This window comes from Caballeronia sp. SL1002 (assembly GCF_057814995.1).
On record NZ_JBYMUW010000002.1, the window covers coordinates 1501345 to 1515445 of the forward strand.

Annotated in this window: 12 protein-coding genes; 8 read left to right on the plus strand and 4 right to left on the minus strand. The window is 64.3% G+C overall.

Annotation, left to right across the window (positions count from 1 at the left end):
* Positions 1-242: 242 nt before the first annotated feature.
* Positions 243-1184: a DMT family transporter gene (locus AC3D25_RS09560; protein ID WP_488888173.1), complete on the minus strand. Its 942-nt coding sequence runs from the start codon at positions 1182-1184 to the stop codon at positions 243-245.
* A gap of 359 nt (positions 1185-1543) precedes the next feature.
* Between AC3D25_RS09560 and dapC the strand changes: the two genes are divergently transcribed.
* From dapC to cls, 6 genes are all read left to right on the plus strand, one after another.
* Entirely contained in the window at positions 1544-2773 is a 1230-nt protein-coding gene (gene dapC, locus AC3D25_RS09565) for a succinyldiaminopimelate transaminase (RefSeq protein WP_488888174.1), read from the plus strand.
* 31 nt (positions 2774-2804) lie between these two features.
* Positions 2805-3632: a 2,3,4,5-tetrahydropyridine-2,6-dicarboxylate N-succinyltransferase gene (dapD, locus tag AC3D25_RS09570; protein WP_488888175.1), complete on the plus strand. Its 828-nt coding sequence runs from the start codon at positions 2805-2807 to the stop codon at positions 3630-3632.
* Positions 3629-3994: an ArsC family reductase gene (locus AC3D25_RS09575; RefSeq protein WP_488889652.1), complete on the plus strand. Its 366-nt coding sequence runs from the start codon at positions 3629-3631 to the stop codon at positions 3992-3994. The genes dapD and AC3D25_RS09575 overlap by 4 nt, the downstream gene beginning before the upstream one ends.
* An 86-nt stretch (positions 3995-4080) precedes the next feature.
* Positions 4081-5220, plus strand: a complete 1140-nt coding sequence (gene dapE / locus AC3D25_RS09580; protein WP_488888176.1) for a succinyl-diaminopimelate desuccinylase — start codon at positions 4081-4083, stop codon at positions 5218-5220.
* Positions 5221-5247: 27 nt separating this feature from the next.
* Complete coding sequence (prmB, locus tag AC3D25_RS09585; RefSeq protein WP_488888177.1) at positions 5248-6132, plus strand: 50S ribosomal protein L3 N(5)-glutamine methyltransferase; 885 nt, start codon at positions 5248-5250, stop codon at positions 6130-6132.
* A 126-nt stretch (positions 6133-6258) separates the two neighbouring features.
* Entirely contained in the window at positions 6259-7737 is a 1479-nt protein-coding gene (cls, locus tag AC3D25_RS09590; protein WP_488888178.1) for a cardiolipin synthase, read from the plus strand.
* Positions 7738-8577: 840 nt separating this feature from the next.
* On the opposite strand, the gene AC3D25_RS09595 is transcribed toward cls, so the two are convergent.
* A complete protein-coding gene (locus tag AC3D25_RS09595; RefSeq protein WP_488888179.1) occupies positions 8578-9057 on the minus strand; it encodes a glutathione peroxidase in 480 nt (159 codons plus the stop codon).
* A gap of 144 nt (positions 9058-9201) precedes the next feature.
* Here AC3D25_RS09595 and AC3D25_RS09600 point away from each other — a divergent pair, with 144 nt between their 5' ends.
* Both AC3D25_RS09600 and AC3D25_RS09605 read left to right on the plus strand, forming a co-directional pair.
* Complete coding sequence (locus AC3D25_RS09600; protein ID WP_488888180.1) at positions 9202-11139, plus strand: ATP-binding cassette domain-containing protein; 1938 nt, start codon at positions 9202-9204, stop codon at positions 11137-11139.
* A 34-nt stretch (positions 11140-11173) separates the two neighbouring features.
* A complete protein-coding gene (locus tag AC3D25_RS09605) occupies positions 11174-12220 on the plus strand; it encodes a CaiB/BaiF CoA transferase family protein (RefSeq protein WP_488888181.1) in 1047 nt (348 codons plus the stop codon).
* Between the two features lie 56 nt (positions 12221-12276).
* Here the strand turns inward: AC3D25_RS09605 and AC3D25_RS09610 are convergent, their stop codons facing one another.
* Together AC3D25_RS09610 and radA are read right to left on the minus strand one after the other, a co-directional pair.
* Positions 12277-12540: a DUF2866 domain-containing protein gene (locus AC3D25_RS09610; protein ID WP_488888182.1), complete on the minus strand. Its 264-nt coding sequence runs from the start codon at positions 12538-12540 to the stop codon at positions 12277-12279.
* Between the two features lie 165 nt (positions 12541-12705).
* Positions 12706-14100 carry a DNA repair protein RadA gene (gene radA, locus AC3D25_RS09615; RefSeq protein ID WP_488888183.1) on the minus strand — a complete coding sequence of 465 codons (1395 nt, stop codon included), beginning with the start codon at positions 14098-14100 and terminating at the stop codon, positions 12706-12708.
* Position 14101: the final 1 nt, after the last annotated feature.

A 14101-nucleotide genomic window follows, 5' to 3' on the forward strand; every position in this document is an offset into this window, starting at 1 on the left:
TACGGGCCGGCGAGGCCGCGCTGCCTGCGCATCGTGTGCAAAACCGTTTGCTGGACGGCTGCACGACCAATACGCGGCGCGAAACGTTGCCGGTCGAAAACGCTCGGGCGCATCGTCGAACGCTGCTTCGACATGACATGGCTTTGAATTGAGAATTTTCCCAACGCCAATGCCCAATTGTCCGGCGGCGTCTGATTGACTTCTGCGACAACATGCAAGTGCGGCCCGGCGAGCGGTCACAATCATACCATCGCGCGTGCCGGTTTCCGGTCGGGCGGCGGCTCGTCGCCACGGTCATTCGGCCGATGCACCCAGCTCGACAGCACGCACGCCGCGACGATGCACGCGCCGCCCGCCCACTCGCGCGGGCCGGGCGTCTCACCGGCGAAAGCCCACGCCGAGAGCGCCGTCACGACGAGCTCGAACAGCATGATGATCGACGCGCGGTTGGCGGGCACGCGGGCGAGGCCAATTTGCACGAGCATGTTGTTCGAGGCGAGCGCGACGCCCAGCCCGAGCACGAGGAGCGCGACCATCGGCAGTTGCGCGGCGGCGGGCGGCGCGGTCATCGGCTCGAACAGCGTCGCAAACGAAGCGACGATCGCCGCGCCGCCGAAGATGGTCGCCGTGCGCATTTCGGCCTTGATCTCGGGCAGCACGCGGCTCACCTTCACGATCAGCACGTTGCTCATCGCGAAGCCCATGCCGGCGATAAGTCCCGCCCATTCGGCCAGATTGGCGGGCAGCGGCATGCCCAGTTCCGGCGACCACAGCATGGTGGCCGCGCCCGCGAGCGACAGCGCGGCGAGCGCGATGCCGCTCCCGGCGAGCCGCTCGCGCAGGATGAAGTGCGCGAAGATCGCCGTCCACGCGGGCGTGAGGTAGAACAGCAGCAGCACGCGCATCACCTCGCCGTGGATCGCGCCCCACACGAAGCCGATGTTCGTCACGCCGGAACAGATGGCGAGCGCGGCGAGCAGACCGTGCCAGCGCATCGTGCGGATCGCGCGATGCCGGACGAGCAGCACGAAGAGGCACGCGGCGCCGCTCGTGAGCGCGCTCGCCGCCGTGCCGGTCAGGCCGAGCGCGGCGAGCATGCGTAACGGATACCAGACGAGGCCCCAGACCGACGCGCCGAGCATGATCGCGAGGGTGGGCATCGCGCGTTGAAAACGGGGGCTCATCGGGCCGCCCTCTTGTTTGCGTGCTGCAAGAACTGCATTCGTGCTCCGTGCGTCGTGTGCCGGGTTTGCCGGCGCGGTTTTGCGGGCGCTTGCGCCACGCGGTCCGGCGGGCGCTGCCGCCACGCGCCTATGCCAAGTTATTGCGGGCGCTGCTGCCACGCGCTTATGCCACGTTATAATTGCCGCTTCGCGCGCCGCGCCGTTTGCCGGCCTTCGGCGCGCCTCGCTTCATTCTGTTTTGTTCCGTTTCGTTCGCTTCGTTCGCTTCGTTCGCTTCGTTCGCTTCGTCCGCAGCGTTTGCCGGCGCATCTCCGGCCGCGCGCGGACGTGAATCCAGCCGCATCAGCCCTGACCTCGCCGTGAATCCTCTACTCCAGAAACTTCAGCCGTATCCGTTCGAAAAGCTGCGCGTGCTGTTCAAGGACATCGCGTCGCGCACGGAATTGAAGCCGATCAGCTTCGGGATCGGCGAGCCGAAGCATCCGACGCCCGAGCTGATCCGCGATGCCGTCGTGGCGTCGCTCGGCGGCCTTTCTTCGTATCCGGCGACGGCCGGCACCGAAGCATTGCGCCAGTCGATCGCGAACTGGGCGAAAGCGCGCTACGGCCTGCCCGCGCTCGATGCCGCGACCGAAGTCCTGCCGGTTTCCGGTTCGCGCGAAGCACTTTTTTCGCTCGCGCAGACGGTGATCGACAGCAGAACGGACGGCGCGCGCGACGCAGCGGCAGAACCGCCGATCGTACTCTGCCCGAACCCGTTTTATCAAATCTACGAGGGCGCGGCGCTGCTCGCGGGCGCCGAGCCGTATTTCGTTAATAGCGATCCGGCGCGCAATTTCGCCTGCGATTATTCCGCCGTCCCCGCCACGGTCTGGGCGCGCACGCAACTGCTGTACGTCTGCTCGCCGGGCAATCCGACCGGCGCCGTGCTCACGCTCGACGACTGGCGCGAACTCTTCGCGCTCTCGGACGAGCACGGTTTCGTGATCGCCTCCGACGAGTGCTATTCGGAAATCTACTTCGACGAAGCCACGCCGCCGCTCGGCGGTCTGGAAGCCGCGCGCCTGCTCGGTCGCGGTTTCGAGCGCCTCGTGATGCTGTCGAGCCTGTCGAAGCGCTCGAACGTGCCCGGCATGCGCTCGGGTTTTGTCGCCGGCGACGCGAATATTCTGAAGAAATTCCTGCTTTACAGGACGTACCACGGCGCGGCGCTCTCGCCCGTGTTTCAGTCGGCGAGCATTGCGGCTTGGAACGACGAAGCGCACGTCCGCGACAACCGCGCCCAGTACCTGCAAAAGTTCAACACCGTCACGCCGATGCTCGCCGAGGTGCTCGACGTTCGTCTGCCGGACGCTGCGTTCTATCTGTGGGCGAACGTCGCGGGCACTGGCTTGTCGGATACCGAGTTCGCGGCGCGCCTGTACGCCGACTATAATGTGACGGTTCTGCCGGGCTCCTTTCTCGCGCGCACCGCGCATGGCGTCAATCCGGGCGAGGGCTTCGTGCGTATCGCGCTCGTCGCCGACACCCGCGAGTGCGTCGAAGGCGCCCGCCGCATCGTCGAGTTCTGCCGTCAGCTCGCGCCGTAATCCATTCCCTTCCATTACCGAAATCACGAACATGTCGCAACAACTTCAGCAGATCATCGACACCGCCTGGGACAACCGCGCCGAGTTGTCGCCGAAGGCCGCGCCCGCCGACGTGCGCGAAGCCGTCGCCCACGCGATCGAGCAACTGGATAAAGGCGCGCTGCGCGTCGCCGAGAAGCAGGACGGCGAGTGGATCGTCAATCAGTGGCTGAAGAAGGCCGTGCTGCTGTCGTTCCGCCTGGAAGACAACGCGCCGATGCCCGCTGGCGGCTACTCGCAGTTCTACGACAAAGTGCCGTCGAAGTTCGCGAACTACACCGCTGAAGATTTCGCGGCGGGCGGTTTCCGCGTGGTGCCGCCGGCTATCGCGCGCCGTGGCGCGTTCATCGCGAAGAACGTCGTGCTGATGCCGTCGTACACGAACATCGGCGCTTACGTGGACGAAGGCACGATGGTCGATACGTGGGCGACGGTCGGTTCGTGCGCGCAGATCGGCAAGAACGTGCACTTGTCGGGCGGCGTGGGGATCGGCGGCGTGCTGGAGCCGCTCCAGGCGAACCCGGTCATCATCGAGGACAACTGCTTTATCGGCGCGCGTTCGGAAGTGGTGGAAGGCGTGATCGTCGAAGAGAACTCGGTCATTTCGATGGGCGTATATCTCGGCCAGAGCACCAAGATTTACGATCGCGAAACCGGCTCGGTCACCTACGGCCGCATCCCGGCGGGTTCGGTCGTGGTCGCGGGCAACCTGCCCTCGAAAGACGGCTCGCACAGCCTGTATTGCGCGGTAATCGTGAAGAAAGTCGATGCCAAGACGCGCGCGAAAGTCGGCCTGAACGAGCTGCTGCGGAGCGACTGATCGTGGCGAAGAAAACCGTCGTCTACGGCATTCCGAATTGCGACACCGTGAAAAAAGCGCGCGTGTGGCTGGAGGAGCACGGCGTCGAGTTCGAATTCCACGATTTCAAGAAAGCCGGTGTATCGACGGCGCTCTTGCAGGACTGGCTGAAGGACGTGACGCTCGACGCGCTCATCAACCGGCGCGGCACGACCTGGCGCGGCCTGTCCGACACGTACAAGGCCGAAGCCGGCTCGACCGCCGGCGCGATCGCGCTGATGATCCACAAACCGTCGATCATCAAACGCCCCGTGCTGGTCATAAACGGCCGTGTGAAGCAACTCGGCTTTTCGGCCGAGGCCTACGAAACGCTGTTCGCGTGAGTTGCCGCGCTTCGTCGGCGCTTGCACACGCGCTTTAAATCCTGCCGGCCGCCGCGCCGGCATTTTTCATTGAAATGGCTGAATCCATGTCCGGCACTCTCCTGCTTACCGAAGAACTGATCGCGCGCGCCTCCGTCACGCCCGACGACCAGAACTGCCAGCAGCTTCTGACCGAGCGGCTCGCCGCGATCGGCTTCGAATGCGAAACCATCGAATCGGGCGGCGTCACGAACCTGTGGGCCGTGAAACGCGGCATCGACGGCACTGCGGGCAAGCTGCTCGCGTTCGCTGGCCACACGGATGTCGTGCCGACCGGTCCGCTCGACCAGTGGACCTCGCCGCCGTTCACGCCCACTCACCGCGACGGCAAGCTGTTCGGGCGCGGCGCGGCGGACATGAAGACGTCGATCGCGGCGTTCGTCGTGTCGAGCGAGGAGTTCGTCGCGGCGCATCCGAACCATCGCGGCACGCTTGCGTTCCTCATCACGAGCGACGAAGAAGGTCCGGCGATCGAAGGCACCGTGAAGGTGGTCGAGGCGCTGAAGGCGCGCGGCGAGCGCATGGATTACTGCATCGTCGGCGAGCCGACTTCGTCGGAGACGCTCGGCGACATGGTCAAGAACGGCCGGCGCGGCTCGATGTCCGGCAAGCTCACGATCAAGGGCGTGCAAGGTCATATCGCGTATCCGCATCTGGCAAAAAATCCGATTCATCTCTTGGCGCCCGCGCTCGCCGAACTCGTGGCCGAGCACTGGGACGAAGGCAACGAATATTTCCCGCCGACTACCTGGCAAGTGTCGAACCTGCACGGCGGCACGGGCGCGACCAACGTGATTCCGGGCCATATCGAACTGCTGTTCAACTTCCGCTTTTCGACCGCGAGCACGGTGGAAGGTCTGCAGGCGCGCGTCCACGCCATCCTCGACAAACACGCGCTCGATTACGACCTCGTCTGGACCGTCAGCGGCCTGCCGTTCTTGACGCCGCGCGGATCGCTCTCGAACGCACTGGAACGAGCCATCCTCGACGAAACCGGCGTGCGCACCGAACTGTCCACCACGGGCGGCACGTCCGACGGACGGTTTATCGCGCGCATCTGCGAGCAGGTGGTCGAATTCGGACCGCCGAACGGCAGCATCCACAAGATCGACGAACACATCGAACTGCAATTCGTCGAGCCGCTCAAGAACGTGTACCGCCGCGTGCTCGAACAATTGGTCGCTTAATTGCCTGCTTAATTTAAGGAACTCTCCATGGCGCTGCCCTTCACCACTCTGCGCGACCTGCTGCGCTTCGGCGTGTCGCGCTTCACCGAGGCCGCGCTGTCGTTCGGCCACGGTTCGTCGAATGCTTACGACGAAGCCGCGTACCTGATTCTCCACACGCTGCATCTGCCGCTCGACACGCTCGATCCGTTCCTCGACGCACGCCTGCTCGACACCGAAATCGACGCCGTCATGAAAGTGATCGAGCGCCGCGCGAAAGACCGCGTGCCGGCCGCGTACATCACGCAGGAAGCGTGGATGCACGGCCACCGTTTTTACGTCGATGAACGCGTGATCGTGCCGCGCTCGTTTATCGGCGAGTTGCTGCAGGATGGTTTGCAGCCTTACGTGCCGGACCCGGATCACGTCGGCCGTGTGCTGGAACTGTGCACCGGCTCGGGCTGCCTCGCGATTCTCGCGGCCGAGGCGTTCCAGAACGCGGACGTCGACGCCGTCGATATTTCGCCGGCCGCGCTCGAAGTCGCGCGCAAGAACGTGGACGACTACGACCTCGACGACCGCGTCGCGCTCTACGAAGGCGACCTGTACGCGCCGCTGCCCGCCGGCCGCTACGAAGTCATCATCACGAATCCGCCCTACGTCAACGCGACGGCAATGCAGAACTTGCCGCAAGAGTATCGACACGAGCCGGAAATCGCGCTCGCGGGCGGCGCGGACGGCATGGACATCGTGCGGCGGATTATCGGCGAAGCGCGCAAGTGGCTGACCGAAGACGGCGTGCTCGTGGTCGAGATCGGCAACGAGCGCGAAAACGTGGAAGCGTCGCTCGGCGGACTCGACCTCGTGTGGCTTTCGACCAGCGCCGGCGACGACAACGTGTTCCTGATCCAGGCAGCCGATCTGCCGGAATAACGGCGCACGCGCCTGCGCCGTGGTTTCAGGGGCCGGGACGCCTTCCTGTTCGGTAAGATGGCGAAACGCGGCGAGTCTTGCTGCGTCGCCGTCTCATCAACGTTATCGAAGGCCGTCCGCGCATCCATGCAACTCGACTGGCTACACCTCGGCACGCTCGTCATGGTCGCGCACCTGCTCGGCGTGGCCGCCGCGTGCCACGCCGTGATCAACACGCGCACCTCGCAGGGCGCGGTCGCCTGGGCGGTCTCGCTCGTCGCGATGCCGTATTTCACGCTCATCCCGTATCTGTTCCTCGGCCGCAGCAAGTTCGCGGGCTACATCGACGAACGCCGTCTCGAAAATGAAATGCTGCGCAGCCGCGCGCAACCTGCCGAATGGGAAGGCCACGGCACGCTGCTGCCCGGTTCGCCGCAGGAAGCCGCCGCGTTGCGCGGGGTGACGGCGAGCGGTCCCGCCGAATATCTCGCCCATCCCACGATCCGCGCCCTCACCCGCTTGAGCGGCATGCCGTTCCTGCGCGGCAATTCGGTGCGTCTGCTCATCAACGGCGACGCCACGTTTTCCGCGATCCTCGACGCGATCGAATCGGCGAAAAGCTATGTGATCGTGCAGTTCTTTATCGTGCGCGCCGATCCGCTCGGCGAACTGCTGAAGGAAGTGCTGATCGCGCGGGCGCGGGCGGGCGTGCGCGTTTATTTCCTGTACGACAGCATTGGCAGTTTCGATTTGCCGCATCGATACGTGAGCGCGTTGCGCGCGGGCGGCGTCGAGACGCATCCGTTCGCCGCGAAGCGCAAGTTCGTCAACCGGTTTCAGATCAACTTCCGCAACCATCGGAAGATCGTCGTGGTGGATGGCGAGCGCGCATTTGTCGGCGGGCATAACGTGGGTGTGGAGTATCTCGGCGGCAATCCGCGCCTGTCGCCGTGGCGCGATACGCACATCGAGGTGCGCGGCCCGGCGGTCGCGAGCATCCAGTTCGTGTTTATCGAAGACTGGTTCTGGGCGACGCAACGCGTGCCCGAGGTCGGTCCGACGAAGCCATCCGGCGACGACATGCACTGTCTGATCCTGTCGAGCGGTCCCGCCGACAAGCAGGAAACGTGTTCGCTTTTCTTCGTCGAGGCGATCAACGCAGCGCGCGAGCGCATCTGGATCACGACGCCATATCTGATTCCCGACGAAGCCGTCTTTTCGGCGCTGCGGCTTGCCGTGCTGCGCGGCGTGGACGTGCGGATTCTGATTCCGAGCCGACGCGATCATCACGTGGTCTTCGCCGCGTCGAAGCTCTACGCGTATGACGCGCTGCTCGCGGGCGTGCGGATCTTTCGCTATCAGCCGGGGTTTTTGCATCAGAAGGTCGTGCTGGTGGACGATATCGGCGCCGCGATCGGCAGCGCGAATCTCGATAACCGGTCCTTTCGGCTTAATTTCGAGATCATGGTGTTGACCGTGGACAGGCAGTTTGCCAGCGATGTCGAGACGATGTTGCTGCGGGACTTTGCGCTTTCCAGCGAGATCGATACGAGCGATTATCGCGGGGCGGCGGCGTGGCGGCGCGTTGCCATGCACGTGGCTCGGCTGTTTGCGCCGATTCTTTGAGGTGGGTTTTCGGGTTTGCTGGCGCGCTTTGCTTTTGTCTGCCTGCACTTTCTGGGAACTTGCTTTCGTGTAGGTCCATTAGCACGCCGCTATGCGCGGCAGCAGTCACTTTCTTTGCTGCTGCAAAGAAAGTAACCAAAGAAAGCAGCTTATCCACCTAAGTGTCCACCACCAATAACCACCCGGATAGGCGCGCAAGCTGACTCGGCTATCTCGCAGTCGTTCGGATTGGCACAGCACCTGTCAGTTCCATCCTCGCTGCGCGCGGACGATGGGCATATCTGAAAACCGTCGGGAGGGCGGGCTGGTTAGTTTGGTTTGGTTTGGTTTGGTTTGGTTTGGTTTGGTTTGGTTTGGTTTGGTTTGGTTTGGTTTGGTTTGGTTTGGTTTGGTTTGGTTTGGTTTGGTTTGGTTTGGTTTGGTTTTCCGGTTATGCCTTACCGGCAGGCACTTCGTGCCTGCGGGGATGGATGAGCGGCTCCACTCCGTTTGGAGGTGCGATGGCCGAATCAGCTTGCGCGCCACTCCCGGTTACGGGTCGTGGTGGACACTTAGACGGATAAGCTGCTTTCTTTGGTTACTTTCTTTGCAGCAGCAAAGAAAGTGACTGCTGCCGCGCATAGCGGCGTGCTAATAAACCTACGCGAAAGCAAGTTCACAGAGAGCGCAGGCAGACAGAAGCAAAGAGCGCAAGCAAACCCAAGACGACAGATGCGCAAAGCAAGTTCCCAACGAGCACAGGCAAACAAAAACAAAAGCCGCCAGCAAGCCAAACCTCGTTCAAGTTCCCAGAAACGCCCAAGAAACCAACCCAACCGACCAAGGCGCCAGCCGCCAGCCTCAGAGTAGTTTCTCGATATCCCCAACAATAGCCTCCGGCTTGGTAATCGGCGCAAACCGCCGTATCACATTCCCCTCGCGATCGACCAAAAACTTCGTGAAATTCCACTTGATGGCCTCAAGCCCAAGCACCCCGGGCTCCTTCTCCGTCAGGTATTTGAAGAGCGGATGCGCCCCCGCCCCATTCACATCGATCTTCGCGAACATCGGAAAGGTGACGCCGAAATTCTTCTCGCAGAAATCGCCGATCTGCGTGGCATCGCCCGGTTCCTGCTTGCCGAACTGATTGCACGGAAAACCGAGCACGGTGAGCCCGCGCGACTCGAACCGCGTATGAAGTTCCTGCAAACCCTTGTACTGCGGCGTGAATCCGCACTCGCTCGCCGTATTGACGATCAGCAGCACGCGACCGCGATACTGGTCGAGACCGACAGTGCGGCCATCGAGCGTCTCGGCCGAGAACGTGTAAACAGAAGTCATCCGGTGCTCCGCCTGGAAAAAGGGCCAGTCTAAGCCAAAAGCAGGCGGCGGACAGCGTGTCGCGGAATCCGGCATCGAACGCCGCGCCCCGCCACCGCCGACAGTCTAAAATAGCGCTTTCCGTCAAAACCCGGTCTCCACGTCGTGATTCGCTTCAGCCAGTTCAGCCTTGCCCGCGGCACCAAGCCGCTCTTCGACGCGACCACGTTCGCCCTCAATCCGGGCGAGAAAGCCGGCCTCGTCGGCGCAAACGGCGCGGGCAAGTCCACGCTGTTCTCGGTCCTGCGCGGCGAAATTCACGCGGACGGCGGCGATTTCTCGATGCCGCCGTCATGGCAGATCGCGCATGTCGCGCAGGAAACGCCCGCCGTCGATCGCACCGCACTCGACTACGCGCTCGACGGCGACACGCAATTGCGCACGATCGAAGCCCGCATCGCGGCGGCGTCCGCCGCGCATGACGGCGCGGCCGAAGCGGAGGCGCACGCTGCATTCGCCGACGCCGACGGCTACACCGCGCCCGCGCGCGCGGAGACGCTGCTGATCGGCCTCGGCTTCACGCTCGCGCAGACCCGCGAGCCGGTCACGAGTTTCTCGGGCGGCTGGCGGATGCGTCTGAACCTCGCGCAGGCGCTGATGTGCCGTTCGGACCTGCTGCTCCTCGACGAACCGACCAACCACCTGGACCTCGACGCGATCGTCTGGCTCGAAGACTGGCTGCACCGCTATCCGGGGACGCTGATCGTGATTTCGCACGACCGCGAATTCCTCGATTCGGTCTGCAACGTGACGCTGCACCTCGAAAACCGGCAGATCAAGCGCTACGGCGGCAATTACAGCCAGTTCGAAATCCTGCGCGCGCAGCAGATCGCGCTGCAGCAGAGCGCTTATGAGAAGCAGCAGAAGACGGTCGAGCATCTGCAGAGTTTTATCAACCGGTTCAAGGCGAAGGCCACCAAGGCGAAGCAGGCGCAGAGCCGCGTGAAGGCGCTCGAAAAGATGGAGCTGATCGCGCCGGCGCACGCGAGTTCGCCGTTCACGTTCGAATTCCGCACGCCCGACGCCGCGCCGAATCCGATGATGGTGATGGACGGTGTGCGCTGCGGTTATCACACCGATCTGGGCGAAGTGCCGATCGTCGAAAAGGTGACGCTGTCCATTCAGAACGGCCAGCGAATCGGCCTTCTGGGCGCAAACGGGCAAGGCAAATCGACGCTCATCAAGACGCTCGCCGGCACGCTCGACGCGCTGTCGGGCACGGTGCGCGAGGGCAAAGGCTTGCGGATCGGCTATTTCGCGCAGCATCAACTGGAAACGCTTCGTCCCGACGATTCCCCGCTGCAGCATGTCGCGCGCCTCGCGCCCGACACGCGCGAGCAGGAACTGCGCGATTTCCTCGGCGGATTCAACTTCTCGGGCGAAATGGCAACCGCCGCGATCGCGCCGTTCTCCGGCGGCGAGAAGGCGCGCCTCGCGCTCGCGCTGATCATCTGGCAGAAGCCGAACCTGCTGCTCCTCGACGAACCGACCAACCACCTCGACCTGGAAACGCGTCACGCGCTGACCATGGCGCTCGCGCAGTTTGAAGGCACGCTGATCCTCGTCTCGCACGATCGCGCGCTGCTGCGCGCCACGACCGACGACTTCATGCTGGTCGCGAAGCATCGGCTGCAACCGTTCGACGGCGATCTCGACGATTACCGCGACTGGCTGCTCCAGCACGCCGCCGAACAGCGCGCGGCAGCGAAGGAAGCGGCGTCCTCGGACGGCGCGGGCCGTGGGGACGACAACGGCCAGAATCGTCGCGAGCAGCGCAAGCTGGAGGCGCAGGAGCGGCAAAAACTGTCGCATCTGAAAAAGCCGCTGCAATCGCGGATCGCGAAGATCGAGAAGGAAATGGAGAAGCTGCACGCCGAGAAAGACGCGCTCGATGCATTCGTCGCCGATCCCGCCAGCTACGACGCCGCGCTGAAAACCCGGTTGACCGAGTCGATCCGCCGCCAGGCAGATGTCAACGGACGGATCGAAACGCTGGAAGCCGAATGGCTCGACGCGCACGAGGAACTGGAGCAGATCGGCTAGAAATGCAGCGCCTGAGCATCTGGAGAAACGATCCATGACGCAAGCAAGCCCACTCGAAGGTCTGCGCGTACTCGACCTGACTCGCCTCTTGCCCGGTCCGCTCGCGACGATGCGGCTCGCGGAACTCGGCGCGGATGTCCTGAAAATCGAGGCGCCCGGCGAAGGCGACTACGCGCGCACGATCTTGCAAAGCGAAGCCGACCGCGCCGCGGGCATCCCGGGCGCGTTCTATCGGCAATTGAACCGGGGCAAGCGCGAGCGCGTGCTCGACCTGAAAAGCGCCGACGGCCGCGCGGCGCTGATCGACCTGGCGCGCGACGCCGACGTACTCGTGGAAGGTTTCCGGCCAAGCGTCATGGCGCGCCTCGGCGTGGGTTACGACGTGTTGCGCGAAGCGAACCCGCGCCTCGTCTACTGCGCGATCACCGGCTTCGGCGCGGATGGCCCGTTCGCGGCGCGTCCCGGCCACGATCTCAACTACATCGCCTACGCGGGCGTGCTCGATCAGCTTCGGCACGAGGACGGCACGCCGATTGTGCCGAATTTCCAGATCGCCGATCTGCTCGGCGGCGCGCTCTCCGCGCTCACGCAGATTCTGGCCGCGCTCTGGCACGTCGCGCGCGGCGGCGACGGCCGCGCGATTTCCCTGTCGATCACGCACGCCGTTCACGCGCACAACGTCATGGCGCACGTCGCGCTGGAAAACGACCCGTCGTGCGCCGACGCGGTGACGCGCGCGGGCGCCGGATTGCTCAACGGCGGCGCGCCCTGCTACAACGTGTATCGCACGCGCGACGACCGCTTCGTCGCGATTGGCGCGCTCGAATTCAAGTTTTGGGAAGCGTTGTGTTTGGCGCTCGACGAGCCGGGCTGGGTTTCGCGCCACTGGACGCAAGGCCAGGCGATCGGCGGCGCGGATGCCGCCGCGCTGGCCGCCGCGCTCGGCGCGCGGTTTCGCGAGCGCACGCGCGACGAATGGATCGCGCTGCTCGAACCGCTCGATTGCTGCGCCGCGCCCGTGCTCACGCCGGCCGAAGCGGCGGTGCATCCGTTATTCGCGGGATCGGCGGCTGGAACGTGAAGTCTTAACGCGGCAACTTGACGCCACGCTTTACCTCCGCGTTCTAGCACCACGTTTCAACGACGCGGCAAGGTCTGGCGCGGCAGGCGTTCATCGTCGATCAAAACGTGCTTGCGGCCTTTCACGTGGTGCCGAATGGTCGCCACCACTTCGTCCTCGGTCACGTCCGCCGCCACCACGCGGCGCGAAATCTGCCCTTCGGCGTCGATCCATTCGACGATCCGGCATCCGCCGCCCCACGGCTGCGTGATCGGCGCGGAGACGCGACAGCCGCGCAGCTGAAACGAAGGGTTAGGCCGGGATTGATCTGAGTGTTTCAAGGCGTGGTCCTCATCCGCTCGTCAACGCGTATCGGCGTGATATGCGTTCTGACACTTATCGAAGGATAGGAAATCCAAAACGCCTGCGGGTTACATCCGCCCGTAACATTTTTACGCGCCGTTACGAGTGGCCGCGCCGAGTCCCGAATCGCGCGGCAAAAGCGTCTATTCCAGCGTGCGCACGCGGTCGATCGCTTCCTCGATCCGGTCCACCGCGATCACCTCCAGCCCGTCGATCGGCTGCTTCGGCGCGTTCGCCTTCGGAATCAGCGCGATCGTGAAACCGAGCTTGGCCGCTTCCTTCAAGCGGTCCTGACCGCGCGGCGAAGGACGAATCTCACCCGCCAGCCCAACCTCGCCGAACACGATCAGGCCCTTCGGCAACGGCTTGTTGCGCATCGACGAATGAATCGCGAGCAGCACGGCCAGATCCGCCGCCGGCTCGGTGATCTTCACGCCGCCGACCGCGTTCAGGAACACGTCCTGATCGAAACATGCGATACCCGCGTGGCGGTGCAGCACGGCCAGCAGCAGCGCAAGCCGGTTCTGCTCGAGACCGACCGCCAGCCGGCGCGGATTCGGCACGTGCGCGGTATCCACCAGCGCCTGCACTTCGACCAGCAACGGCCGCGAGCCTTCCTGCGTCACCAGGACGCAGGATCCCGGCACGCTCTGCTCGTGCTGCGACAGAAAGAGCGCCGACGGATTCGCCACGCCGCGCAAGCCGCGCTCCGTCATCGCGAAGACGCCCAACTCGTTCACCGCGCCGAACCGGTTCTTGAACGCGCGCACGAGCCGGAACGACGAGTGCGTGTCGCCTTCGAAGTACAGCACCGTATCGACGATGTGTTCCAGCACGCGCGGCCCCGCCAGCGCGCCTTCCTTCGTGACGTGGCCGACCATGATGATGGCCGTGCCGGTCTGCTTGGCGATCCGCGTGAGTTGCGCCGCGCACTCGCGCACCTGCGCGACCGAGCCGGGCGCGGACGTGAGCGCCTCGGAATAGACGGTCTGGATCGAATCGATCACGGCCACTTCGGGCCGCTCGGCGTCGATGGTGGCCTGGATGCGTTCGAGCTGGATTTCCGCGAGCAACTGGAGATCGGGCGCGGCGCGGCCATCGTCCGCGCCGCCGAGAAGGCCGAGCCGCTGCGCGCGCAACGCGATCTGCGCGCCGGATTCTTCGCCGCTGATATAAAGCGCGCGCCGGTCGCGCGCGATTTCCGCGAGCGACTGCAGGAGCAGCGTGGACTTGCCGATCCCCGGATCGCCGCCGATCAGCACCACCCCGCCCGCCACCAGACCGCCGCCGAGCACGCGATCGAATTCGCCGATGCCGGTCGTAAAACGCGGCACATCCGACGCCTCGATCTCCGACAGCCGCTGCACCGGCGAGCTTTTGGCGAGCGCCTGAAAGCGATGCGCCGAGGGCGTTTCCGCGACCGACTCCACCAAGGTATTCCACGCCCCGCACGCCGGACACTGACCCGACCACTTCGGCGCTTGTCCGCCGCATTCGGTACACACGTACAACGTCTTCGCCTTCGCTGCTTTCGCCACT

What these genes read in the sequence shown, in the direction of transcription:
- AC3D25_RS09560 (WP_488888173.1), bottom strand. Translation starts at nt 1,184, where the DNA reads ATGAGCCCCCGTTTTCAACGCGCGATGCCCACCCTCGCGATCATGCTC.
- dapD (WP_488888175.1), top strand. Translation starts at nt 2,805, where the DNA reads ATGTCGCAACAACTTCAGCAGATCATCGACACCGCCTGGGACAACCGC.
- dapE (WP_488888176.1), top strand. Translation starts at nt 4,081, where the DNA reads ATGTCCGGCACTCTCCTGCTTACCGAAGAACTGATCGCGCGCGCCTCC.
- prmB (WP_488888177.1), top strand. Translation starts at nt 5,248, where the DNA reads ATGGCGCTGCCCTTCACCACTCTGCGCGACCTGCTGCGCTTCGGCGTG.
- cls (WP_488888178.1), top strand. Translation starts at nt 6,259, where the DNA reads ATGCAACTCGACTGGCTACACCTCGGCACGCTCGTCATGGTCGCGCAC.
- AC3D25_RS09595 (WP_488888179.1), bottom strand. Translation starts at nt 9,057, where the DNA reads ATGACTTCTGTTTACACGTTCTCGGCCGAGACGCTCGATGGCCGCACT.
- AC3D25_RS09605 (WP_488888181.1), top strand. Translation starts at nt 11,174, where the DNA reads ATGACGCAAGCAAGCCCACTCGAAGGTCTGCGCGTACTCGACCTGACT.